The organism is Amycolatopsis anabasis (assembly GCF_009765355.1).
Taxonomy (GTDB): Bacteria; Actinomycetota; Actinomycetes; order Mycobacteriales; family Pseudonocardiaceae; genus Amycolatopsis; species Amycolatopsis anabasis.
Window position 1 is genome coordinate 1 of the sequence record NZ_VTHK01000073.1, and the last position, 23,202, is coordinate 23,202.

General features: G+C 67.9%; 30 protein-coding genes. 14 read left to right on the forward strand and 16 right to left on the reverse strand.

The window, feature by feature from the left end; genetic code table 11:
* Positions 1-213: 213 nt before the first annotated feature.
* The gene (locus FXO23_RS45005; RefSeq protein ID WP_179957060.1) at positions 214-495 is read right to left on the reverse strand and encodes a hypothetical protein; all 282 of its coding nucleotides are present in this window, start codon (positions 493-495) and stop codon (positions 214-216) included.
* A 420-nt stretch (positions 496-915) separates the two neighbouring features.
* Positions 916-1,125: a hypothetical protein gene (locus tag FXO23_RS45010; RefSeq protein ID WP_158894132.1), complete on the reverse strand. Its 210-nt coding sequence runs from the start codon at positions 1,123-1,125 to the stop codon at positions 916-918.
* A gap of 215 nt (positions 1,126-1,340) precedes the next feature.
* Here FXO23_RS45010 and FXO23_RS45015 point away from each other — a divergent pair, with 215 nt between their 5' ends.
* Positions 1,341-1,802, forward strand: coding sequence for a hypothetical protein (locus FXO23_RS45015; RefSeq protein WP_158894134.1), 462 nt, complete (start codon positions 1,341-1,343; stop codon positions 1,800-1,802).
* Positions 1,803-1,808: 6 nt separating this feature from the next.
* Here FXO23_RS45015 and FXO23_RS45020 read toward each other — a convergent pair whose 3' ends face one another.
* A complete protein-coding gene (locus FXO23_RS45020) occupies positions 1,809-2,762 on the reverse strand; it encodes a hypothetical protein (RefSeq protein WP_158894136.1) in 954 nt (317 codons plus the stop codon).
* A gap of 195 nt (positions 2,763-2,957) precedes the next feature.
* Positions 2,958-3,941: a helix-turn-helix transcriptional regulator gene (locus tag FXO23_RS45025; protein ID WP_158894138.1), complete on the reverse strand. Its 984-nt coding sequence runs from the start codon at positions 3,939-3,941 to the stop codon at positions 2,958-2,960.
* Positions 3,942-4,002: 61 nt separating this feature from the next.
* Between FXO23_RS45025 and FXO23_RS45030 the strand changes: the two genes are divergently transcribed.
* The 4 genes from FXO23_RS45030 to FXO23_RS45045 all read left to right on the forward strand — a co-directional run bounded on the left by FXO23_RS45030 (position 4,003) and on the right by FXO23_RS45045 (position 7,594).
* Entirely contained in the window at positions 4,003-4,587 is a 585-nt protein-coding gene (locus FXO23_RS45030) for a DinB family protein (RefSeq protein ID WP_158894140.1), read from the forward strand.
* Entirely contained in the window at positions 4,584-5,045 is a 462-nt protein-coding gene (locus FXO23_RS45035) for a VOC family protein (protein ID WP_158894142.1), read from the forward strand. The genes FXO23_RS45030 and FXO23_RS45035 overlap by 4 nt, the downstream gene beginning before the upstream one ends.
* A 542-nt stretch (positions 5,046-5,587) precedes the next feature.
* Positions 5,588-6,874, forward strand: coding sequence for an FAD-dependent monooxygenase (locus FXO23_RS45040; RefSeq protein WP_246258448.1), 1,287 nt, complete (start codon positions 5,588-5,590; stop codon positions 6,872-6,874).
* A gap of 96 nt (positions 6,875-6,970) precedes the next feature.
* Positions 6,971-7,594 carry a TetR/AcrR family transcriptional regulator gene (locus tag FXO23_RS45045; RefSeq protein ID WP_246258449.1) on the forward strand — a complete coding sequence of 208 codons (624 nt, stop codon included), beginning with the start codon at positions 6,971-6,973 and terminating at the stop codon, positions 7,592-7,594.
* A gap of 42 nt (positions 7,595-7,636) precedes the next feature.
* Here the strand turns inward: FXO23_RS45045 and FXO23_RS45050 are convergent, their stop codons facing one another.
* The 7 genes from FXO23_RS45050 to FXO23_RS45075 form a co-directional block, all read right to left on the reverse strand.
* The gene (locus FXO23_RS45050) at positions 7,637-8,410 is read right to left on the reverse strand and encodes an alpha/beta fold hydrolase (RefSeq protein ID WP_158894144.1); all 774 of its coding nucleotides are present in this window, start codon (positions 8,408-8,410) and stop codon (positions 7,637-7,639) included.
* Between the two features lie 2 nt (positions 8,411-8,412).
* Positions 8,413-8,823, reverse strand: a complete 411-nt coding sequence (locus tag FXO23_RS45055) for a hypothetical protein (RefSeq protein ID WP_158894146.1) — start codon at positions 8,821-8,823, stop codon at positions 8,413-8,415.
* Positions 8,824-9,210: 387 nt separating this feature from the next.
* Positions 9,211-10,137, reverse strand: coding sequence for an LLM class F420-dependent oxidoreductase (locus FXO23_RS45060; RefSeq protein ID WP_158894148.1), 927 nt, complete (start codon positions 10,135-10,137; stop codon positions 9,211-9,213).
* Positions 10,138-10,542: 405 nt separating this feature from the next.
* Complete coding sequence (locus tag FXO23_RS45065) at positions 10,543-11,298, reverse strand: SDR family NAD(P)-dependent oxidoreductase (RefSeq protein WP_158894150.1); 756 nt, start codon at positions 11,296-11,298, stop codon at positions 10,543-10,545.
* 34 nt (positions 11,299-11,332) lie between these two features.
* Positions 11,333-11,869 (reverse strand): SDR family NAD(P)-dependent oxidoreductase, encoded by a 537-nt coding sequence (locus FXO23_RS45070; protein WP_425484971.1) that lies wholly within the window; start codon positions 11,867-11,869, stop codon positions 11,333-11,335.
* Complete coding sequence (locus tag FXO23_RS52830; protein WP_425484972.1) at positions 11,803-12,105, reverse strand: hypothetical protein; 303 nt, start codon at positions 12,103-12,105, stop codon at positions 11,803-11,805. Before FXO23_RS52830 ends, FXO23_RS45070 begins: the two co-directional genes overlap by 67 nt.
* Positions 12,102-12,377 carry an Atu4866 domain-containing protein gene (locus FXO23_RS45075; RefSeq protein WP_158894152.1) on the reverse strand — a complete coding sequence of 92 codons (276 nt, stop codon included), beginning with the start codon at positions 12,375-12,377 and terminating at the stop codon, positions 12,102-12,104. Before FXO23_RS45075 ends, FXO23_RS52830 begins: the two co-directional genes overlap by 4 nt.
* Positions 12,378-12,478: 101 nt before the next feature.
* On the opposite strand from FXO23_RS45075, the gene FXO23_RS45080 reads away from it, so the two are divergent.
* The gene (locus FXO23_RS45080) at positions 12,479-13,321 is read left to right on the forward strand and encodes a helix-turn-helix transcriptional regulator (RefSeq protein WP_158894154.1); all 843 of its coding nucleotides are present in this window, start codon (positions 12,479-12,481) and stop codon (positions 13,319-13,321) included.
* A gap of 262 nt (positions 13,322-13,583) precedes the next feature.
* Here the strand turns inward: FXO23_RS45080 and FXO23_RS45090 are convergent, their stop codons facing one another.
* The 3 genes from FXO23_RS45090 to FXO23_RS45100 all read right to left on the reverse strand — a co-directional run bounded on the left by FXO23_RS45090 (position 13,584) and on the right by FXO23_RS45100 (position 15,869).
* Complete coding sequence (locus FXO23_RS45090) at positions 13,584-13,850, reverse strand: TetR/AcrR family transcriptional regulator (protein WP_158894156.1); 267 nt, start codon at positions 13,848-13,850, stop codon at positions 13,584-13,586.
* A 232-nt stretch (positions 13,851-14,082) separates the two neighbouring features.
* On the reverse strand, positions 14,083-14,688 hold the full coding sequence (locus FXO23_RS45095; RefSeq protein ID WP_158894158.1) for a response regulator transcription factor: 606 nt from the start codon (positions 14,686-14,688) through the stop codon (positions 14,083-14,085).
* Complete coding sequence (locus tag FXO23_RS45100) at positions 14,685-15,869, reverse strand: sensor histidine kinase (protein ID WP_158894160.1); 1,185 nt, start codon at positions 15,867-15,869, stop codon at positions 14,685-14,687. The genes FXO23_RS45095 and FXO23_RS45100 overlap by 4 nt, the downstream gene beginning before the upstream one ends.
* Positions 15,870-16,003: 134 nt before the next feature.
* Here FXO23_RS45100 and FXO23_RS45105 point away from each other — a divergent pair, with 134 nt between their 5' ends.
* The 7 genes from FXO23_RS45105 to FXO23_RS45130 all read left to right on the forward strand — a co-directional run bounded on the left by FXO23_RS45105 (position 16,004) and on the right by FXO23_RS45130 (position 20,198).
* Positions 16,004-16,972 carry an ABC transporter ATP-binding protein gene (locus FXO23_RS45105; protein ID WP_158894162.1) on the forward strand — a complete coding sequence of 323 codons (969 nt, stop codon included), beginning with the start codon at positions 16,004-16,006 and terminating at the stop codon, positions 16,970-16,972.
* Between the two features lie 3 nt (positions 16,973-16,975).
* Positions 16,976-17,716 carry an ABC transporter permease gene (locus tag FXO23_RS45110; protein WP_158894164.1) on the forward strand — a complete coding sequence of 247 codons (741 nt, stop codon included), beginning with the start codon at positions 16,976-16,978 and terminating at the stop codon, positions 17,714-17,716.
* A gap of 58 nt (positions 17,717-17,774) precedes the next feature.
* A complete protein-coding gene (locus tag FXO23_RS45115; RefSeq protein ID WP_158894166.1) occupies positions 17,775-18,107 on the forward strand; it encodes a hypothetical protein in 333 nt (110 codons plus the stop codon).
* A gap of 51 nt (positions 18,108-18,158) precedes the next feature.
* The gene (locus FXO23_RS51280) at positions 18,159-18,392 is read left to right on the forward strand and encodes an SgcJ/EcaC family oxidoreductase (RefSeq protein WP_218952353.1); all 234 of its coding nucleotides are present in this window, start codon (positions 18,159-18,161) and stop codon (positions 18,390-18,392) included.
* On the forward strand, positions 18,370-18,549 hold the full coding sequence (locus tag FXO23_RS51285) for a nuclear transport factor 2 family protein (RefSeq protein ID WP_218952354.1): 180 nt from the start codon (positions 18,370-18,372) through the stop codon (positions 18,547-18,549). Before FXO23_RS51280 ends, FXO23_RS51285 begins: the two co-directional genes overlap by 23 nt.
* Before the next feature lie 92 nt (positions 18,550-18,641).
* A complete protein-coding gene (locus FXO23_RS45125) occupies positions 18,642-19,097 on the forward strand; it encodes a hypothetical protein (protein WP_158894168.1) in 456 nt (151 codons plus the stop codon).
* 78 nt (positions 19,098-19,175) lie between these two features.
* On the forward strand, positions 19,176-20,198 hold the full coding sequence (locus tag FXO23_RS45130; RefSeq protein WP_158894170.1) for an aldo/keto reductase: 1,023 nt from the start codon (positions 19,176-19,178) through the stop codon (positions 20,196-20,198).
* A 66-nt stretch (positions 20,199-20,264) separates the two neighbouring features.
* On the opposite strand, the gene FXO23_RS45135 is transcribed toward FXO23_RS45130, so the two are convergent.
* Complete coding sequence (locus tag FXO23_RS45135; protein ID WP_158894172.1) at positions 20,265-20,489, reverse strand: hypothetical protein; 225 nt, start codon at positions 20,487-20,489, stop codon at positions 20,265-20,267.
* 482 nt (positions 20,490-20,971) lie between these two features.
* A complete protein-coding gene (locus FXO23_RS45140) occupies positions 20,972-21,661 on the reverse strand; it encodes a GntR family transcriptional regulator (RefSeq protein ID WP_158894175.1) in 690 nt (229 codons plus the stop codon).
* A 102-nt stretch (positions 21,662-21,763) separates the two neighbouring features.
* Here FXO23_RS45140 and FXO23_RS45145 point away from each other — a divergent pair, with 102 nt between their 5' ends.
* Complete coding sequence (locus FXO23_RS45145) at positions 21,764-23,170, forward strand: amidohydrolase family protein (RefSeq protein ID WP_158894178.1); 1,407 nt, start codon at positions 21,764-21,766, stop codon at positions 23,168-23,170.
* The last annotated feature ends 32 nt before the right edge of the window (positions 23,171-23,202 follow it).

The window sequence follows — 23,202 nt, forward strand, 5'->3', positions numbered from 1 at the left end:
GTACCAGCGGGCGCTGACAGCGCTCGGCGCTGCAGGCTGCATACGGAGATAAGCCCCGACTCGATACGCTGCTGCCCCGCAGGAAACACTGCCCCTGACCAGCGGCTATGCCCCGGCGCGGCAGGTTTCCCGTATTTCCGGCGGCCCTCCTTCAGGGCTCGCGCAGCGATAGGGGGCGCTGGCCAGACCTGGCCAGCGCCCCCTATCACCGGATCACTTGGCGGAGAGGTCCGCCTCGGCGGTCGCGACCTCGGTGGTCGACTTGGTTGAGAGATCGCCCTTGTAGCCCGGGAGGTCGGCCTGCCCGAGCGGGGTTCCGATGGCGTTGTCCGAAGTGTCGACGGGCACGGTCACGTTGGCGTCCAGAGGGGACGCGGGGGAGTCGGGGTTCACGCTGACGTCACCCTTGATGTCGGCGCTGGCTGCGCCCGCGCCCAGCACGACCGCGGCCACCGCGCCGAAGCCCACGAGGGTTGTTTTGATGAGGTATCGCATGGCGACCTCCCTTTCACTGGAACAGGACACCCCTTAAGCCGCGCACCCGACCCACGGCGCTACTCCATTTGGCCTACCGTGACCAAATATATTACTCACCGTGATCAACTCTTGATGCTGAGAGTGACGATATGGAAACCAGCCTTGGTGATGCCCCCGCAGGGAGATTTTCATGTCCGCCGACAATGGAGATCAGTGTCAGCCTCGCTGCTTGGATAGGCCGCATCCGGGGGAACCCTCGTTCTCGATAGCCCTGACCAGCGGCTACGCGGGGCGCAGCCCGGCGCCGCTTGTGACTGCGGCTCGCCGAGGAATTCCGGGCTCGCCAGACCCGCACCAGCAGAACACTGCCGCTCGACAGGGCTGAGCTGGTGGCGACCATCCATTCAGGACTCAAACTATTACTGATGGCATCGCGAATTACGGTGTCGCGAGTTCTCCGGGCCGACGACGATGGGAGGCGTAGCTGGCCCAGGATGCTCCGGCCAGGGTGGCGTGGTCCTCGGCGCATTCGGCGGTGTAGCCGAGGGCCTGGGCGGCGACGGCGGGCGGCATCTCCAAGACGAGGGTGCGGATGGCGCCGAGCCGGGCGCCGAGCAGGTTGATCCCGGACTTGGCCAGTTGGTTCATCAGGTAGGTCGAGTGAATGTGCTGCGCCGGTTGGTTTCCGGGAAACAGCCAGGGGCTGTTTCGGTTTGCCTCGATGTTGCGCGGACCGCGATTGGCTGCATGATCCCGAAGTACCTGCCCGAAAGGTTCCGGGTACCGGGACCGGCCCGTGCGGGCCGAGGCTGATCCGGACTTCGACCCCGTCGAGGTCGAGGGCATCGATGGGGAGTGCAGCGATGCGAGTCAAACGGTTGAGCGAACAGCACGAGCAGCAGGGCAGCCGCGCGGTCTCGAAGGAAGTAGCGCCTGTCGGGGTCGATCACGTCGCGGAGCAACTGCAGGCGTTGTTCCTGAGTGATCGTTTCGCGGGCGGCGGATTGGTGGTAGGGAAGGTGCAGGTGACGGGGCATGGTGCCGTTCTTGGTGGCCCAGACGACGAATGCCCGGCTGCTCTGGCGACCAGAGTTGCCGGTGACGATCCAGGTGTCCAGGTGGGCCTGGGTGCAAGTCACCGGCGTCGCGCCGCGTTCACGGAGCCAGGCAAGGAAAGCGCGGGCGGAATTGATCCTCTCTCGGGCGCCATGCGTCAGCCCCGGTCTCAGCGGTTCGCGGGCCACACGCTGGCGGAGCTTGTGCATTCTCTGAACTACCAGCGGGCTCCCGTGACGGCCGGGTGTCCAGGAGAGGAAGACGCCTGATGAGGGTCAGTCGTTCCGCTGATCCAACTCACCTGCGGCGAGGTTGAACCGGTGGATCGTGCCGTCGTGTTCGCGGAAGGTGAAGATGTCGCCGCCGTATTCGGGGGCGATCGCGTCGTGTTCCTCCCCGAGTTCGAAGCTGTCCGAATCGGGAAACGGCAGGCCCAGGATGTCGGTGACGTGGCCGATCACCTTCAGAACGTCGTTGGTCATGACCTCCATGGCGCTGGCGAGCGTGCGGAACTCGACGGGTTCGTCGCTGATCTGGAGTGACGGGAAGTAGGCGAAGGTCGGAATCACGTCGGCGATGGACCGCGCACTGTTTCTGGGGCGCTTGAGCTTCAGCCGCATCACGACCGCGTTATCGCCTTCGACCTGCCCCTCGTGCCGCCACTCGTCGACGACCTCGAGCGGGGTTTCGGATCGGATCATCGTCAGGTCGAGGTCGATGGTGTTGCGGCCGACCACGTGCACGAACCGGTGCTTGTCGATGTTGGACAGCCAGCGCAAGACCTCGAGCGGGGCGGTGTGCGCCTGGTCGCCGCCGTGGAAGGGCTGCATGGCCTCGATCAGGGCCCAGACGTCCGGCGCGACGAGCGTGCGGAGCTTCTGCTCAGCGATGGCGAAGCTGCTGGCCCTGGTGGTGATGGGGAACTGGACCTGCGTCGGCTTCGCGGGCTGCCCGGTGTGCATCACCGCGGCGGCCCAGAACGTGTGGTCGAGCGCGGCCCGGAGATTGGTGAGGATGTCCCCGATCAGGACGCTCCATCGCTCGGGGAACTGTTTCTTGATCTTGAGTCGCCAGTGGATCCTGATCAGTGGGTCGTCAGCGTCTTGGGCGTTGTCGCAGCGGACGTATTCATGACTGTCTTCGACAGCGAACTCTCGAATGCCGCGTCCGAGGATCCGCTGGAGCTCGACGGCGCGCGCCCACTTGATCCAGGCCGAACGCATCTCCATCGAACTATGTTAGGTCGGCGGGCGGCGGACCTTGGAGGCAAAGATAGCCGACAGCGACAGCGCCGTCTGCCGCCACGCGGCCTGCCACACCCACATCGGCATGTGCGTGCATTCATTGGAATGCGCGATCAGCGGCAGAAGCGGATGTTCGTGACTGTGCAGAAGCGCTTCTCGGCGCAGGTGTGTGGTTGCGGCTCAGGGTTGTTGGATGTCTGGCATCGGTGAGTTGGTCGCGCCGGCTGAGAGCAGTTTGTTCGCCAGCGCGCGGCAGCGTCCTGCGAGTTCTGGAGGGTCGAGTACCTGGAAGTCGTGTCCTAGCAGGAGGACGTGCATGAGGACGGCGTCGAGGTTGGCGGCGCCGCTGAGCACCTCGCAGCGCCGGTCGCCTCGCGGGCGTACGGCGGCAGCTGACGCCGAGATCTGCTTGCGCACGGTGTCGGCCGAGGCGTGCACGAGGAAGCGCGCTTGGTGGGGGTAGACCCGGCTCGCCACACCCTCCTGCACGTAGGTCGCCGCGTCGGGCGCCGCGCGTGGGTGGAAGCGCCAGGCCCGTGCGGACACAACGGTCATCCGGTCGACGCGGAAGGTGCGCCAGTCATCGCGGTCGAGGTCGTAGGCGAACAGGTACCAGCGTCGGTCGGAGGCGACCAGGCGGTAGGGCTCGACCCGCCGCCGTCGCGCCTCGCTGCCGGACGGGTAGTCGAAGCCGGCCTCGACCTCGTCGCGGCAGGCTCTGGCCAGCGTCATGAGCACCTCGGGGTCGACCGGGGTGCGGCCGGTGCCGAAGGAGTCCACCGAGTCGGACAGCGCGCGCACCTCGCGCCGCAGCCGGGTGGGCAGCACTCGGTCGAGCTTGGTCAGCGCCCGGAGCGGGGCGTCGCCGGCGCCGGCGACCGCGCCACCCGCGCCGACGAGCAGCGAGATCGCGGTGGCGATGGCCTCCTCGTCGTCGAAAAGCAGCGGCGGCAGGTCCTGCCCCGGCCCGAGCTGGTAGCCGCCGCCGACCCCCTGGCTGGCATGCACCGCATAGCCGAGCATGCGCAGCCGCTCAACATCACGCCGTACCGTGCGCGGCGTGACCCCGAGCCGGTCGGCGAGCTCGGGGCCGGTCCAGACCGGGCGCTGCTGCAGCAGCGCGAGCAGGGTGAGCACCCGCTCCGTCGTACCCCGCTCATCCATGTCTCCACACTGCCAGAGATAGCGGACCGATCCTGTCCGCTAAGGGTGACAGGGTGGCGCCATGGGAGCAGACGAACTCGACTGGAACCGGACACTGCGTGAGCAGTGGGAGTTCCACTGGAACCACCAGCTCCGAGCCCGGCTCGACGGCCTCACCGACGACGAGTACTTCTGGTCGCCGGTGCCGGACGCCTGGAGCGTGCGGCCGCGCGGCAGCTCGGCCACGCTCGTGCAGGTCGGTGCCGGGGACTTCACGATCGACTACGCCATCCCCGTGCCGGTCCCCGCGGCCTTCACCACGATCGCCTGGCGACTCGGTCACGTCATCGTCGGCGTGCTCGCCATGCGCAATGCGGCGCACTTCGACGCGCCGGCGGCGTCGTGGGACACCTGGGAGTACGCGGGCAACGCGGCCACAGCGCTCGACCAGCTCGAGACCCAACTCGACGTCTGGCTGGCCGGGCTGCGCGGCCTCGGCGACGCCGGGCTCCGAGTCCCGGTCGGCGACAAGGAGCCCTACCCCGAGTCGCCCATGGCCGATCTGGTGCTGCACATTCACCGCGAGCTGATCCACCACCTGTCCGAGGTCTGCCTGCTGCGCGACCTCTACCTGCACACGAATGCGACGAACGGAGCAACCCGATGAGCCGTCACATCCAGGTCACCTTCGACGCACACGACCCGCGGGCACTGTCGACGTTCTGGCGCGACGTACTGGGTTATGTCCACCCCGGCCCGCCCGGAGTCGAGCTGCCCGAGGGCGCCGACCCCCTGGCCGCGTGGGACGACTTCCTCGCGCGGCTCGGCGTACCGGAGGAGCAGCGCAACTCGCGATCAGCCATCGAGGACCCGGACGGGCCCGGCCCACGACTGTTCTTCCAACAGATAACCGAGGACAAGGTCGTCGAGAACCGCGTCCACCTGGACGTCCGCGCGGCTCCCGGACTGCAGGGAGAAGAGCGGATGGCGGCGCTAGAGGCCGAATGCGACCGCCTCGTCGCGCTGGGAGCAACCCGGCTACGTCGTTACGAGCCCGAACCCCCGATGAGCGCCGGCCACATCGTGATGACCGACCCCGAAGGCAACACGTTCTGCCTGGACTGACACAACCCAGCCGTCATCACAGAACCCGGGCCGAGCGGCGCCCTTCTCACCACGTCGCGCGGTCATCGGCATGTGCGTGTCTTCGTGCGAGAACGTCCTCATCGCGGCACGAGAGGATGTTCGATCTGAGTCGAACTTAGTGTTGTGCCATGGGCGTTGACAGGCCCGGTGGGCTGTGCCTGGCCAGATCGTGGAGAGGAATGCCCGGACTGCGGCGGCGAAGGTGTCGGGAGCGGAGCCGGCTTCAGCTCCCGAAGGCGCGCCGGTAGGCGGTGGGGGTGGTGTCCAGTACGCGCCGGAAGTGCAGTCGCAGGTTGGCGGCTGTGCCGAGTCCGCACTCGCGTGCCACGCGGTCGACTGGGTGGCCGGTGGTCTCCAGTTGGTGCGACTGCGCTGTCGCCCCGGTAGCGTCGAAGCGATCGCCGACGCACTCGCCCAGCGCGAGGATGTCAACTGGGTAGCCCTGAGCGCAGCTGGCTGCGAAATCACCTGCGCGACCCGGTCACGGACTCAAGAACAGCGCGAAGACCTTCTCCTGGAAGATGCAGGCGGGCCACGCTGACACGAGCCTGCTGCCGCGTCCTCGCCGTGCGAAGGCCCGTGGCCGGTCCGGTGGCACACCGGCCCCGTCGCCCACATCCACCAAGCTAAAGCAACAAAAATTTGCTATAGTCGTCGCGGATGGTGAAACGTGGACCCTGGGAGAGGAGGCCGGGATGCGGATCCTGGTGAGTGGAGCAGGGGTGGCCGGCCTCAGCACGGGAATCGATCTGGCGCGTGCCGGGCACACGGTCGAGATCGTCGAGCGTTCCGGGCACCTGCGCACCAACGGTTCACCCATCGACGTGCGAGGTGACTCCGTCGGGGTGATCGAGCGGATGGGGCTACTGGACGAGGTGATCGAGCATTCGATCACGATGACCGAGGGGGCGAAGTTCGTCGACGAGAACGGCGCTGTCATCGCCCCTCAGCCGATGTCGGAGACCAATGACTCCGATGACGATATCGAGATTCCCCGCGAAGACCTGATGCGGATTCTGCGGGAGGCTCTGCCGGAAGAAGCCCAGCTGCGTTTCGAGGACTCCGTGTGGACTCTGTCCGACGACGGCGGTCAGGTCACCGTCGTGTTCGAATCGGGGCGGGAAGGCCGGTACGACCTCGTGGTCGGTGCGGACGGCGCGCACTCGAACGTGCGACGGCTGGTGTTCGGCCCGGAGCGGGAGTTCTCCCGGCATCTCGGCCTGTACGTCGCGATCGGCGCCGCGCCCGCGGAGGCGGTCTCGGAAGGCGCGCCGCATTCGGTGCACATCCTCAATCTGCCGGGGCGGATGGCGTGCCTCGGCCGGTACCGGGATCAGGCGCTCGCGATCTTCACCTTCCGCTCGGAGAAAATCGAGTACGATCACCACGATCTGGCCGCGCAGAAACGCATCCTCACCGATTTCTACGGCGAGGACCGACAGTGGAGGATTCCTCAGCTGCTGGCCGCCGCCCAGGTGGACCCGGAGCTGTACTTCGACGCCATCGCCCAGATCCACATGCCGACGTGGCACCAGGGGCGCGTCGTCCTCCTCGGCGACGCCGCGCACTGCGCGACTCCGATGGCCGGGCGCGGCACCTCGCTGGCGCTGACTGGGGCATGGCTCCTGACCGAGGCTCTCGCCCGCCACGACGGCGACCACGCGGCGGCGTTCGCCGAGTACGAGCGGCGCCAGCGGCCCTACTCGGACAAGGCACAGGAGTCCGCGAACAGCGGGGCTGATCTCATCGTCCCTGCGACGTGGGAGGACATCGAGCGGCGCAACGCGCGGCTGCTGCCCGCGCGGTAGGGCGTGCGGCATCATGCACCGGGGCCGGACCGGCGGCGCCGCCCCTGTGCTCGGTCGAACAGCCGCTGAGCAGCGAGTCTTCAGGGGTGAGTGACGGTGGCCGACCACCGCAGGGCGAGCAAAGACGCCGGGAACGCGACACCGGCCCGTCGGCCGGGTGGACGGAACGCCCGCCTGCGTGAGCGCATGCTTGCCGCGGCCACCGAACTGGTGGCGCGGGATGGCATCGAGAGGTTCCGCTACGAGGAAGTGGCCGAACTCGCCGGGGTGAACAAGACCACCGTCTACCGGAACTGGCCGGATCACGTCGAGCTGGTGATCGAAGCGCTGTCCTCGTTCGACGCGGACGCCGTCGCGGTGAAGGACTCCGGTGACCTCCGCGCGGACCTGGCCGACTTCCTCGTGGCCCTCGCCGATTCCCTGTCCACTCCGCGCGGCCGCGCACTGTCGAACGTCGCGGCGTCGGCCCCGGCGAACGAAGAAGTGTTCGCGATCGTGGACGCCGCGCACGAACGGCGGATGGCGACCATACGCCGGCGCCTGGAAAAGGCGTTCGAACGCGGCGAGCTGCCGCCGGTGGACGTCCATTTCCTCACGGAAATGCTGTCCGGCCCGGTGCATTTGCTCCTCCGCCGGGGCCGGCGGTCCTTCACTCGCGAGGACGCGGAGCAGGTCGTCGACATCATTCTGGCGGGTATTCACGCGGTGCACGCCGAATAGGGCCGCGGTGGAACTTCACCCCGGCCCGGTCCGGCGGGTGGTCTACCGCGACGAGGTCAGGATGAAGTCGCGAAGCAGCGCGGCCACCTCGTGCTTGGCCTCCAGCGTGATCCCGTGCCGCATACCGGGAAGCACCTCGAGGCGGGCACCGGGGATCGCCTCGGCAATCTGCTGTCCGTACTCGACCTTGCCGAGCGGATCGTCGCCGCCGTAGATCAGCAGGGTGGGTGCGGTGATCTCGCCCAGACGGCCGAGGACGTCGAACTCACGGATCGCGTCCATCCGGCGCTTGTCCGCCCCGGCGGCGCGGTGGAGGAGAATCCGCCGGGCCTCGGCGAGCAGTTCGGGTGACTGCTGCCCTTTCCCGGACAGGACGGCGTCGAGCATCTTGGCCGCGCGATCTTCCGACGCATGAGTGAGGTTCTGCGCGGAGGCCGGCGCGGCGGAGAACCGCGGGATCGCGGTTCCGACGGTCAGCGTCCGCACGACCTCCGGCCGGCTGACCCCGACCTGCAAGGCGATGGCGCCGCCGTAGGAGGCACCGAAGATATGCGCGCGTTCGTAGCCGAGCCCTCGGATCAGGGCCGCGCAATCGTCGGCGAGATCCTCCACCCGGTAAGGCTCTGCGGGATTCGTGGAGTCGCCGGTATCGCGCTGGTCGTAAGCGATGGCCCGGATCCCGTCGCCGAGTACCGGCCGGAACGTGTCGTACTGGATGTGGCCGCTCTCCCCGCCGTGAAGCAGGACGAGCGGTTCACCGGAACCGGATTCTTCGTAGGCGATCGTGACGTCACCGTGGGAAATGTGCTGAATCATGGTCAGTCCCGTCGTTCCTGGCCGCGCCGGTCGGTCAGCTGTCCCCGGTCGTTGGTGACCCCCGGCAGTTCCGCCGGGCTGGGGGACGGCTCACTGATCAGCTCGACGATGTAGTGGGTGACGCTGCGGTCCTCGAGGTTGCGAATGCGGTGCGGGCGAAGGGGACCGCTGCGCCCGACCGTCTTGAACATCGCGAAACCCGGCGTGACATCCAGGGAAAGCGACCACTCGGGATCACCGAGCTCCTGGGCTTCGGCCCGCCCGGCGTCCGGCCACAGAATGAGGTGGTCGTGGTGGTGCTGATGGAAGTCGAACATGCCGCCGGGAGCCAGGGTCATCGCCCAGACCCGGACACGGTCGTTCTCGAACACCAGTGTGTCGCCCGGGGCGGGCGGATGAACATGGTCTGTCATGACTGCTCCCGGATCCGGTGGTACCGGGGTCCGAAGGTATGACCCCCGGACACGCCGCCGTCGAAGCGGCGAACCCCTCATGACCTTTCCTACTCCGAACAACAGCTTCGCGCAACTATTGGTGGCTTTAGTGTCGCGAACATCCGATAATCGGCATGAGCGCGTATCGCCGTGAACTACCGCTCGGCGGCATGTGAATGTGTTGTGTGCCTTTCTTGTTGGGCTTGTTCTTGCCGGGCCCGCGCGCGGGCTGGCCACAACTTGTGCCCCGGAGTCCGCGGGGTGCCGCCTAGGGGATCCGGGATCGGCCGGCGGCGGTGATCGACGTCCGCCGCCCCTCGCGGCCCGGCGGCTGTCTCACCCGCTGGCCCGGTTCCTGGGAGCCGTCTAGGCGAGCTGTGGCATGACCTCGGCGGCGAGCAGCTCGATCTGGTCGAGCTCGGCGAGGTCCGGGACTTGCGCGTAGACGCGGGTGACGCCGGTCCGCTCCCGCCATCGGCCGAGGGCATCGACGATCTGGTCCGGCGTGCCGACGAGCGGGTCGCCCGCCATCTCCTCGGGCTCCAGCCCGGCCGCCTCGCCGCGCCGGGCGACCTCGCTCGCGGTGGTGCCGATCGCGAGGCCGTGCGCGCAGGAGCGGACCAGCTCGGCGGGGTCGCGGCCGATGTCGGCGCAGGCGGCGGCCACCCGGTCGAACTGGGCTGCCGCGGCGTCGATCGGGGCGAACGGCACGTTGAACTCGGTGGCGAAGCGGGCGGCCAGCGCGGGCGTCCGGCTCGGGCCCATGCCGCCGGCGATCACCGGGATCGGCCGGGTCGGCTTGGGCAGCGCGGGCGAGTCGACCAGCGTGTAGTGCCGGCCCGTGAACGAGTAGGCCTGCCCAGTGGGCGTGCCCCACAGCCCGGTGATGATCTCCATCTGCTCGGCGAGGCGGTCGAAGCGTTCCGCCGTCGGCGGGAACGGGATGCCGTAGGCGGCGTGCTCGCCGGCGAACCAGCCCGCGCCGAGACCGAGCTCGACCCGGCCGCCGGACATCAGGTCGGCCTGGGCGACGGTGATCGCGAGCGGGCCGGGCAGCCGGAACGTCGCCGGGCTCAGCAGGGTGCCGAGCCGGATCCGCTCGGTCTGCACGGCCAGCGCCGACAACGTGGTCCAGGCGTCGGTGGGGCCGGGCTCGCCCAGGGCGCCCACGGCACGGTAGTGGTCGGAGCGGAAGAACCCGTCGAAACCGGCGGCCTCGCTCAGCCGCGCCGCGCGCAGCAGGTCGGCATAGGAGGCGCCCTGCTGGGGCTCGGTGAAGATCCTCAATTCCACAGCCGGATCCTAGCCAGGACGAACCCGGCCACCCAGCCAAATAACGACGCCCACGAAGGCGCGCCGGCCCCGACTCGCGCACCGGCAGGCCAGCCCCGGCGACACCACACCCGAAACACACTGTCATGCCGGGTAGGCCGGGCGCATTGCTGCGCCCGGCCCCTCTCAGAGTGAACTCGGCGGGAGGCCGTGCGGAAAAGGGCCCACCAACAAAGGGCACCTCGCTGTACGGCCTACCCAACCGTCGTTCCGATCAGGGTGTGGCCGCGTTGGAGCGCGGCAAAGTAGCGTTCCAGCCCGCGCGAGATGTCGTGGTGAGCCAGGCTGGGCACGGCAGGTTTGCTTTCGTCCGTCAATGACGGTCCTGCTGAGGCGACCGTACGGTGGCTGCAGCGGGCGGGACGTTCAGTGTGCGGTGAGTCCGCCGTCGACGATGAGTTCGGTTCCGGTGACGAACGAGGATTCGTCGCTGGCCAGGAAGAGCATTGTGGGAGCGATCTCGGCGGGGCTGCCTGCGCGGCGCATGGGGGTTCGTGCGATGTCGGGTTGTTGGTCGCCCTGCTCGTCGAGCAGATCTTGGATCATCGGGGTGGCGATGACTCCGGGGTGCACCGAGTTGATCCGGACTCTGCGGGTGGCGTATTCGACGGCGGCGGTCTTGGTCAGCAGTCGCACTGCTCCTTTGGTCGCTTGGTACGCGGCGGCGGCTCCGCTGCCGACCAGGCCGAGCACCGAGGAGGTGTTGATGACCGAGGCGTTGCCGGAGGCGCGTAGCAGGGGCATGGCGGTCTTCATTCCGAGCCAGGTGCCGGTCTGGTTGATCGCGATCACCCGGTCCCAGGAGTCGTGCGTGGTGTCCTCGATGCCGGGCCAGTCCACGATGCCGGCGATGTTGACCAGGACGTCAAGGTGGCCGAAGCGTCGCCGGGTCAGCTCGATCGCCGCGCTCCAGTTCTCCGGCGAGGAGACATCCAACCGGACGGCCAGCACCTCGGCGCCCTTGGCCGCCAGGCGCGCGGCGAGCTCTTCCACGGTGTCCTGGGCGATGTCGGTGACGACCAGGCGGGCCTCTTCGCGGGCGAACAGTTCCGCGGTGGCTTGTCCGATGCCGCCGGTCGCGCCCGTGATTAACGCGACCTTGCCCATGAGCCGTCCAGGCATAGGTGCTCTTTCCTCTCGTTGTGATTGCTGGAAATCAGGCGGCGGTGTAGCCGCCGTCGGCGGCGACGACCGCGCCGGTGATGAAGCCGGAGCGGGGCGAGGCCAGGAAACCGATCACCTCGGCGATCTCCTCGGGCTGCGCGACCCTGCCCAAGGGGTGGGCGTCGCCGAAGGAGCGCAGATACTCTCGACTGTCGGCCCGGAAGTTGTCGAGCATGTCGGTCTCGATCACACCGGGGGCGACGACGTTGGCACGGATGCCATGGGGGCCGCCCTCCAGCGCGAGCACCTTGGTCAACTGCGCCAGCGCACCCTTGGACGCGCTGTAGGCCGCCGCATCGGCCAGGCCGACCGTGCAGGCGAACGACCCGACGGTGACGATCACACCCCCACCGCGTTCGCGCGTCACCCGGAACGCCTCCCGGGCGTGCAGAAACGCCCCGCGGGCGTTGATCGACATCAGCTCGTCCCAGTCGGACGCGGTGGTCTCGGTGATCGGCTTGTTCACCGATCGACCAGCGTTGCCGACCAGGATGTCCATGCTGCCGAACCGATCGATCGCCGCGGCCACCGACCGCACCGCGGTGTCCTCTCGGGACACGTCGCCGACCAGGGGGCCACCCGGTTGAACCGGGTGGCGAGATCATCCACCTCCGGGCGGAGGTCGGTGGCCAGCACTCGCGCGCCGCGGGCGTGCAGCCAGGCGACCGTGGCCGCGCCGACCCCGCGGGCGGCGCCGGTGACCAACGCGACCTTGCCCTCCAGCTCACGGCCCACCAGTTCGCGGTCGGCGGACAGCACGCTCATCGCCGTGCCTGCTCACGGCGATGAGCGGTGGCGGACTCGCGATAGAGAACGAGATGCTCGTGGTAGAGCACGCCGTCGCGGATGTCGCCCGTCGCGGTGAAGCCGGTGTCGTCCACGTAGTCGAGGTGGTTCCCGGTCACCGAGTAGCGACCGGTGTAGGCGCTGCGCCGGTCGCCGCGCGCTTCGTCGTAGCGTCCGTCGGCGCGCAGCTCCTGCCGGATATGCCCGTCCGCGGTGACCCACATGCCGACCACGTCGATATCGCTCGTCATACCGCCCAGCGTCGGCGACGGTGAAAAGCGATGACAGGACATGTGGTGACTGGGTGTGCCGCACCCACCCAACCGGGCGGACAGCGACCTACCCTGGTGCCATGGGCAGTGGTGAGCTGGGGGCGTTCCTGCGAGCGCGCCGCGCGGGGCGGTCTCCCGAAGACGCGGGCGTGCTCTACTCCGGCCGGCGCAAGGTGACCGGGCTGCGCCGCGAAGAAGTCGCCGTGCTCGCCGGGGTGAACGCCGACTACTACACCCGCCTGGAACAGGGCCGCGAGACCCACCCGTCACCGCAAGTGCTCGACGCCCTCTGCCGCGCCCTGGATCTCGATCCCGACGCCCGCGAGCACCTGTACCGACTCGCTGGCACCACACCAGATAACACACCCGCGCCGACGCCGCAGACCGTGAGCCCCGAACTGCGGCAACTCATGGACGGCTACCCGCACACCCCCGCCTTCGTGCTCAACCACATCCTGGACGTGCTAGCCACCAACACCCTCGCCGACGCACTGTTCTCACCATTCCGCACGGTGGACAACCTCGCCCGCATGACCTTCCTCGACCCAGCAGGACAACGGTTCTACGCACACTGGGACTGGACCGCACAGGCCACCGTGGCGAACCTGCGGATAGCCGCGGGCTTCAACCCACATGACCCTGGCCTGCAGCGCCTAGTGGCCGAACTCAGCGAAGGCAGCACGCACTTCAGCACCTTGTGGCAAACCCACCAGGTGCGCGGCAAAACCCGCGAACCCAAACACCTCGTGCACCCCGACGTCGGCCCACTCACCCTCACCTACCAGGCATTCGACGTGCGCAGCGCCCCCGGCCAACAACTGATCATCTACCACGCCGAACCCGCCACACCCAGCGCCCACACCCTCGCACTGCTCAGCAGCCTCCACGCCACCACACACCACGCGCGTACGGTCGACACCTGACCCCCGAGCCGACCGACCTGTACGCGAGCGTGGTGTGCGCGAGCGAACGGGAGCTGTACCGGTACCTGGCCACCCGGGTGGCCACGCTGCCCACCATCACACATGTCGAGACCGTACCGACAACCAGTGATCAAGACCGTCAAGAAGGCCGCGAACCAAACGTGGCGACCGAGCCGCGCAGCCCGTGAGACGTGCTGCCAGGGCGGCAGATGCCCCTGGCGCCTGTGTGACCAGCTGCGCGAGCAGTTCGCCCGCTATTCGGCTATGAGCGTGCATTGAAGTCCACAGCGCTGCCCGGCGCGCTCAGCAGTTCGGCGAGCCGATCGAGCAGGACCGTGCCACCGAGGATGTCGTCGATGGCCGCGCCGAGCAGTTCGTCCAGCGAGCCGAAGTGGTAGAGCAGCATCCGATTGTTGGAGCCGATACCCCTGGCCAGCTCGCTCAGGGACAGGCCGATCACGCCGCGCGTGAGGATCAGCTCACGCGTCAAGGCCAGCAGGCGCGCCCGCTCACCAGAACCACTCGCCACCGCCCGATCGTAACGGCGACCGGGTTGGCCTGCGGATTTGGTAGGGCCGCCTGGGGATCGAACCCAGAAACCTTCTGTTGGCAGTTCTTACGGCCGCTATCGTCCTATGCCGGGCATCGTTTCGGCACAGGAGCACCGTCGGAACATGCTTCGGTTCGCTGGATACTCCGGGCATGGCGTGGCGACGAGGTCAAACTGGCGTGAACCGTGACGTTTCGCTTTCCGGAGCGGTCTACAGCCATCCGTGGTCGCGGGCGTGTGCCGCGGCTTCGATGCGGGTGCGGGCGTCGAGTTTGCGCATGGCGGAGGAGAGGTAGTTGCGGACGGTTCCGGGGGACAGGTGTACCGCCGCGGCGATCTCGTCGGCGGTGCTCGCGGGATCGACGTGGCGCAGCACGTCGAGTTCGCGGTCGGTCAGGGGACAGTTCGCGTTCTCCAGGGCGGTGGCGGCGAGTTCGGGGTCGACGTAGCGGGCGCCGGCGTGCACGTTGCGGATCACTTCGGCGAGTGTCGCGGCCGGAGTGTTTTTGGTGACGAAACCCATTGCCCTGGCGGCCAGGGCTCGTCGGAGAACGCCGGGCCGGGCGTGGCGGGTGAGGATGACGCAGCGGGTACCGGGGTGGTCGGTGGCGACCTTCTCTGCGACCTGGGCGCCATCGAGTCCGGGCATCTCGACATCGAGTACCGCGATGTCGGGTTGGTGGGCGCGAATGGCCGCGAGTGCCTCGTCGCCGGTGGTCGCCTGTGCCACGACGGCGAGGTCATCCTCCATGCCGAGCAGGGTGGCCACCGCGTCGCGGGTGAGGTGTTCGTCATCGGCGAGCACGACGCGGATCATGCGCGCACCGGCAGTTCGGCGTGCACGGTAAACGTGCCATCCGCTCCCGGTCCCGCGACCAGTCGCCCGCGGCGTTCGGTCAGGTAGCGCTCCAGCCCGGCCAGCCCGGTGCCCTCTCCGCTCGGCCCGCCATTCGCGGCGGGGGGCACACCGTCGTTGACTATGAGCAGTTCCGCGATATCCGCGTCGCGGCGCAGGATCACCGAGCAACGGTTGGCAGTGGCGTGCCGCAGCAGATTGGTCATCGCCTCGCGCAGCACCCGCCCGAGCACGTCCTGTGCCCCATCGGGCACGAGCGACGGGTCACCGGTCACCGACAGGTCGATCCCCACGGAGCCGAGCGTTGCGTGGGCTCCGGTGAGCTCGGCGGCCAGCGTGGTGGTGCGCCGGTCCCTGCTCAGGGCGCGTACCTCGCTCATCGCATTGCGGGCCACCCGCGCGACCTCCTCGATTTCGCCCTGTGCCCGTGTGGCCTCGGCTGGCAGGAGTTTACTGGCGAGCTCGCTTTTGAACGCCACGACTTCCAGTGCGTGTCCGAGGATGTCGTGCAGGTCGTCGGCTAGCCGGAGCCGCTCCCGCGCGGTGGCCAGTTCGGTGGCGATCCGGCGGGATTTGTCCAGGGTGTTCATCGAGCCCAGCCAGTAGACACGGTTGAAGCTGGCCGTCCACAGCACGGCCATGTAGGCGGCGGCGATGGCGGCGCTGGTCCAGTTCGGTCCTCCGCCGGGCGGCTGGGGAGCCAGCAGCACACCGAAAACGAACGCGGTCAGACTCGCGCCGGCCACCCAGACGATGACGACCCACCGATCGCGCCGCGTCAGGCTGTCACCGAGCAGGAGTGCGGGACCGAACGCCCAGATGGATCCGAGCGGGCTACTGATGACACCGAGACAGAACAGGCCCGCACCCAGCGTTGCCGCGAGGAGGAGGTACCCCTGTGGCGGGCGAGCCCCCGGATGCCGCAGTGAGCGGCGAAACCACCACGAGTGCAGCGCCAATACAGCGACATCCAGCAGCACCAGCGGGACGGCGAACACCGCGCCGGGCCAGTCCACCGACAGGAATACGAGCGGCAGCGCGACGGCTATGGTTCCGGTCAACGCGACGAAGACGATCACCATTCGCCGGCGCGCCGCGCGCAGCGCCGGGTCCTCGGCGTCGATGGCTGCCGCGATGTCCACGGGATGAGGTTAACGTTGGATCACCCGGTGGGGAGAAATCGATGACAGCTGTCATCACCGCGTGCCGCGGCTGTCATCCGAACCGATGACGTCGGGGACTACCCCGGCTCTCGCCGGATCGCCAGGCTCGGGGCATGACACAGACGACGCGCCGATCCGCACTCTCCGAGGATGAGGCGGCGACCGCTCTTGCGGTCGAGATCCGCGGCCTGCGCTGCAGCTACGGAGGCTACGAGGCGGTCCGGGGCATCGACCTGGAAGTGCGCACCGGGGAGGTGTTCGCACTGCTGGGCACCAACGGCGCGGGCAAGACCACCACCCTGGAGGTGCTCAGCGGCTTCCACGCTCGTACGGGTGGAACGGTGTCGGTGCTCGGCGTCGATCCCGGCTCCGGGATGGCCCGCCTGCGGGCACGCATGGGGGTCATGCAGCAGGAGGGCGGGTTCATCGCTGAGCTTTCGGTCGCCGAGACGCTGCGGCTCTGGCAACGACTGACCAGCAGACCCGATGACCCCGAGCGGCTGCTGGCCCGCTTCGAACTCGCCGAGCGTGCCGACGTGCACGTGGCCAAGCTCTCCGGTGGCGAGCGGCGCCGACTGGACCTGGCATTGGCCGTGTGGGGCACCCCCGAGCTGGTCATCCTCGACGAGCCGACCACCGGACTGGACCCCGAATCGCGGCGCCGCACCTGGGATGCGATCGCCGAGCTCACCGAGGCCGGCCGCACGGTCATCCTCACCACCCACTACCTCGACGAAGCCGAGGCGCTGGCCGACCGGCTCGCGATCATGCACCGCGGCCGGATCGCTGCCTCGGGCACACTGGCCGAGATCGTCGCGGCCCGGCCCGCGGGCTTCTCCGCCGACATTCCCGGCACGCCACCGCCCGAGCTACCTGAACTCGACGGTGACATCACCATCACCGCATCGGACGGTGCGACCGCCGTCGCGGTCTCGACCCACGACCTGCAGGACGACCTCACCCGCTTCCTCGACTGGGCGAGCGGGCGCGGGATCCGCCTGGAAGGGCTGCGCGCCGCCCCGGCCTCGCTGGCCGAGATCTACCACAGCGTGCGTGCCGCCGACACCGACGAGGAGGGCTAGAACATGCTGCAGGCACTGGCCGCCACGGAGCTACGCGTGCTCTGGCGCAACCGCACGGCACTGTTCACCGCAGGTCTGCTGCCCATGGCGATGGGCATCCTCTGGCTGTTCACCTATCCCACGCAGACCCCGAGCCAGTGGGCCACCGTGGTCGCGCTCCAGCTCGCCGTGATCGTCGGCATGAGCATCTACCTCACCGCGACCTCCACCATCGTGGCCAGACGCCACACCCTGGTGCTCAAGCGGCTGCGCACCAGCGAGCTCTCCGATGCGGGGCTGCTCGCCGGTCTTCTCGCTCCCGGCCTGATAACCGCACTCGTCCAGCTGATCGTGTTCGGGATCATCGACACCGTCGTGGGTGCGCCGGCACCGTCCGATCCTGGCGCGCTGCTGCTGGCCATACTCGCGGGCCTGTCTCTGTCGGTCACCGCGGCGCTGGCCACGACGCTGATCACGCCGAGCCCGGAACGGGCCAATATCACCGGCCTCCCGCTGGTGTTCGTGCTCATCATCGGTTCGATCGTGCTCACCGTGAACACCTCTGGCACCCTGCCGCAGGTCCTGATGGCCGTCCCCGGCGCCACCATCGGCAGGCTCACCGCGCTGGTCTACGGCGGGGGCACCTGGACCATCGGCGCCGCCGGTCTCCCCGCCGCGCTGCCCGCTATCGCCGCCTTGCTGTTCTGGCCGATCGTGTTCGTCGTCCTGGCACGCAAGCGGTTCCGCTGGGACCAGCGCAACTGAACAGCTCGGCCGGGGTCGATCACCCGGCCATGGTCACGACGCCGAAACAAGGAGCGGAATGTCGGAACTCACCATCTCCTCAGCCGAGGTCACCAGCGAACAACTCGTCGAGGCACTGCGCGCCGGTCTTGACCCGCGCTACGAGGTGCAGCCCGGAAAGCGGATGCCTTCCTCCGCGTTCGGGAATCCCCGGTCCGACCAGTCCGACGTCATCCTCGTGGAGAGCAGCCCGATGGTCCGCGCCCAGGTCACCCTCGTCTACCAAGCGGAACACGCCGTAGTCCGGATCACTCCAGGGGGACTGCTGGGAAACCGTCTCATCAACACCTTCGGCATCGCCCGGAAAATCAAGCAGGTTCTCCGAGGAACGCCCGGAATCGGAGCAAGCTGACCTTCGTCGACGTCTTTCCAATATGCGCATTTACCGCAACGGAGTCGAATAATGAGCGAAGCAACTACGCCTGCGCAGGTCCTCGCACTGTTCCGGGAAGCGTGGGACGCCGGTGACGCGTCAGCGTACGGAAAGCTGTTCACCGAGGATGCGACGTACGTGATCTTCACCGGCCACGCCCTGCTCGGGCGAGAGCAGATCCAGAACAATCATCACGAGGTGTTCACGAAATGGCAGAAGGGCAAAACTCATCGTAGAACCGATGCGGACAACGATGCTCGATGACGATACCGCCGTCATTCTCACCAAAGGCGGGATCGGGACCGACCGCATCGAGTTCGACAAATTTCAGACCTTCACCCTTGTCCGTCGCGAGGACCGCTGGTTCATCGCCGCATTCCAGAACACCGAGATGGGCGCTCACGCGAGTATCCCGCGATGACCAGTTGATCGGCACGCTACCCTCAAGGAGAACAATCGTGTCCCTTTCCGTATCCCTCGCTCCGATGAGCCTGTCCGGGCAGGTGGTCTGACATGCCCACCCTGCGCGCACGCCGGACCGGCTTTCCTGCCCGCTACGAGATCGTCAGCGGCGATGTCCCCGTCACGACGGTTTCCGCGCGGACCGCGCAACACGGAGGCGAACTCGATGTGGGCGGGCAGGCTTACCAACTCGACGGCTCGGCGTTCGGCAGCAACTGCCACCTGCTTTCCGCGGATGGGCGAGAGGTGGCCAGCGCCGAACGCACCGGACTGCGGAGCTGGAACATTGTGGCCGCCGGGCGGCAATTCCGGCTCACCCGCGCCGCGTTCGGCAACAGGAACATCGAACTCGCCGAGGGGGACAACCGGATCGGCCGGGTCCGCAAGGTCACCCGCGGAGCGGAGGCCGACCTGCCCGGACTCGACCGCCCGATAGATGCCTTCGTCCTGATCGTCGCACTGGCCATGTGGCAGCGGCGACGCCGAGCCGTCGTCATCGCCCGCTGACCGGCAACGCCAGGACCCGGTGAAACTCAGGGCCGGTCGACGTGCCGGATTCTCCCGATGACAACGAAAGGACAGTCCATGGCTCGGCTAGGCCATTCCGGGATCGAGGTGTTCCCGTTCGCCCTTGGCGGTAACACGTTCGGCTGGACCAGTGACAAGGCGAATTCGCATCGAGTGCTGGACGCCTACGTCGCGGGTGGGGGCAACTTCATCGACACCGCAGACAGTTACTCCTCGTTCGTGCCGGGCAACTCCGGTGGCGAGTCGGAGACGATCATCGGATCGTGGCTGGCCAGCCGTAAGAACCGAGAGGCCATCGTGATCGGTACCAAAGTGAGCGATCATCCGAAGTTCAGGGGGTTGGCCGCGGCCAATATCACTGCGGCCCTGGACGCCTCGTTGACGCGGCTGAAAGCCGACCACGTCGATGTGTACTACGCTCACCACGACGACCCTAAGACACCGCTCGCCGAAACCATCGGGGCGTTTGACGCGCTGCGTAAAGCTGGGAAGATCCGGACGGTGGGCTTGTCGAACTACACCGGCGCCCGCCTCGCGGAGTGGCTCGAGGTGTCTCGCCGCGAAGGATATGAACCACCGACGGTCCTTCAGCCGAACTACAACCTCGTGACGCGACAACCGTTCGAGCGCGATATCGCTCCCATTCTCGCGCACGAGGGGATCGTTGCCGTACCGTACTTCGCGCTGGCCAGCGGATTCCTGACCGGCAAGTACCGCGACGTCGGTAAGTATCGCAAGATCGCGCCATACCTTACGCTGGCTGGTGGGATCCTCACCGGAAAGTACCGCGGGAAGAAGGGCTTCGGCGAAGGCGAAGCAATCCGTCAGGTTCTCGCCAGCCGGAACTTTTCCCAAGCTGGACTTGCCGTTGTCGAGGTGGTCGAGGACATCGCGTCTGCCCGTGGAGTGGAGATGCCCACGGTGGCGATCGCCTGGCTGCGCGGCCGCTCTGGCGTGGCCGCACCGATCGCGAGCGCCCGCACGGTCGAACAGCTCCCGGCTCTGCTGGCCTCAGCAGAGTTTGACCTCACCGCGGACGAGACAGCAGCACTGGACGAGGTTTCCGCACGAATCGGATGAGCCCGCATACTGGCAGCGGAGTTCCTCCTCACCACCGGCGGCGACGTAGCCAGAACGTACCGGCCGTCATGTCTGCAGCGGCAGGTGCGCGAACTCCTGGTCGGCCCACAGGGTCGCGAACTTGCGCTCCGAGTAGGGCTGTGCGGCTGGTTCGGTGCTGATCCCCCAGGTCGTCCCGGCGTTGTCGTACTCGGCCCAGCCGAGATCCTGCCCGCGGGCGAAAGCGAGCCACGCCTTGCGCATGGCCGCCGAGACCGCCACGATCTCGGCGGGTGGGTGTTCGCCGAGCAACTTCTGCGCGAGGTACCGTTCAGATTTCCGAAGACGAGGGGGATGTCAAGGCCGTGGCAGGCACCGAGCGCGCCGCCCTGCACCGGGCGCCTCGACGGTGAGCTCGTAGAGATAGGACCGGCCGGCGTGGTCCCGAGCGAGGTGCAGCAAAACTGCCGAGCCAGGCACGGGGTTACACCGCCGAATGCGCCGAGGACCACGTCACCCCGGCCGGAGCATCCTGGGCCAGCTACGCCTCCCACCGACATCAGCCCGGAGAACTCACGAACCGTAATACGCGATGCCATCAGTAGTGGTGAGAGGGGACAGAGCAGGCGGATCGAGTTGGTCCGACACGTTCGGGTGGATGATTGACTGAGGTCGGAATCAGCGGGTGCCAACTGCTTCCGCCGGATCGCCACGACACGATTCAACTCCGGTTGGATCGAGGCGACAATATGACCGCCGGGGCTGCTTCCGTCACGGCCCCGTTCTTCGGCCACTCACTCGGCCTGGTTGGGGTGATCGGGTGCGCAGCTGATCAGCAGCTGGGCGGTGTGCGCGATGTGGTCGCGCAGCAGGTTCTGAGCATGGTCGGCGTCGCGGGCGATAGCGGCGTCGAGTAGTGCTCGATGCTCGGCGGCGACGTCGCGGCCGGGTTCGTTGCCCAAAGACACCGACCACTGCCGGTACAGTTCGGCCTCCTGCCGCAACGACCGCGCCGTGTCGAGCAGCCGCTGGTTGCGGCAGCCGGCGAGCAGTGCGTGGTGGAAGGCCGCGTGTGCCTGCGACCACTCGTCGGACAGGTGGTCCGGATCGGCCGGGTCGCGGTAGGGCGTGCGTTCCAGAAGGTGGTGCGCGGCAACGGCATCGGCCTCCCAGCGCGTGTCGCCTTCCCGCACCGAGAGTCCCAGTACCAGTGCTTCGATCTCCGCCCGCGCCTGTGTCAGCTCGGCTAGATCCTGATGGGACAGCGGCCGCACCAAGTAGCCCTGACGCGGCCTGGCCACCACCAGCCCTTCGGCGACCAGCCTCGTCAGCGCCTCGCGGGTAGCGCCGACGCTCACCTTGTAGCGGTCGGCCAGGTCCGGGAACTTGAGCCGCCCGCCCGGTACCAGCCGACCGGCGAGGATGTCGGCGCGTAACGCCTGGTGGATGCCGTCGGTGCGGGTCGCTCCGCCGCTCTTGGTCATGCCCTCCACTCTAGCACTTTACGAATCCCGGTTAAACTTTCGAAAATTTGGGTATAGTTTCGAATTCAACCCCAGGTCCACCGGCCACACGAGGAGTCATTGATGCCTGAGAACAACCTTCGACGTCCGACCGTTCTCCGTGGCGGGACGGTCCTCATCATGGATTTCGGCCGCACCGTGCTCGAAGACCAGGACGTGCTCGTGGTCGACGGCCGGATCGCCGCCATCGGTGTCGATCTCGTCGTTCCCGACGGCACGGACGAGATCGACGCCCGCGGCGGCATCGTCATGCCCGGGATGGTCGACACCCACCGGCACATGTGGCAGACCACGACCCGCGGATACGGCGCCGACTGGATACTCACGCAGTACTTCGTGTGGTACTACCTGAACTGGGGCAAGAAGTTCCGGCCGGAGGACATCTATGCCGGGAACCTCCTCGGCGCGCTGGAGGCGCTCGACGCCGGGGTCACCACCTGCGTGGACTGGTCCCACGGCCTGCAGACGATCGATCACGCCGACGCCGCGGTCGACGCGCTCGCCTCGGTGCCGGGGAGGTTCGTGCTGGCGTACGGCAACATCCAGGACGCGCCCGCGAACTGGACCGGCACACCCGAATTCCGCAAGTTCTTCGATCGTCGGTCCGGGGATCTCGAAGGCTTCCAGATCGCCTTCGACGTCACCGGCGATCCGAGCTTTCCCGAGCAGCCCGCGTTCGAGGTCGCCCGGGACCTCGACCTGGCGGTGACCACGCACGCCGGAATCCGGGGCGCGAGCGGCGACGACGCCCTGCGACTGATCCACGAGCACGGCTACAGCGAGGCCAGGACGGTGTACGTGCACGCCTCGACGCTCTCGGCGGACTCCTACGCCCGAATCGCGGCGACCGGCGGATCGGTGTCGGTGTCCACGGAAAGCGAGCAGAGCGCCGGGCAGGGCTATCCCGCGACGGCCGCCCTGCGAGCCCACGGCATCCCGGTGTCGCTGTCGCAGGACAGCTGCGTACTCGGCAGCGGTGACCTGTTCTCCGCCATGCGCACGACGCTGGGTGCCGATCGCGCCTACGAGCACCTGCAGGCGCACGCTCGCGACGAGACCATCACCCATGTCTCCCTGCGTGCCGACCAGGTCGTCGAGTGGGCCACCAGGGGTGGAGCGCGAGCGCTTGGGCGGGACAGCGAGATCGGCAGCGTCGAGGTCGGCAAGAAGGCGGACCTCGTGCTCGTCCGCAACGACGACTCGCCGGCGATGACGCCGCTGCTGAACCCGCACGGGCACGTCGCCCTGCACGCTCAGCGCGCCGACGTCGACACGGTCCTGGTCGACGGCCGGATCGTGAAGCGCGATCACCGCCTGGTCGGTGTCGACCTGGCCGGTGCCCGCCGCGCGGTCAACGCCACGGTCGACTACCTGCGCACCGAACTCGGCGAGCAGGCCTGGCGCGAGGGCATGAACCCGGAGATCCCCGACACCAAGGTCCTCGACAACCCCTACACCTACACCTACTAACGGTCAGCAGCCACGCACGGGTAACCCCGCCG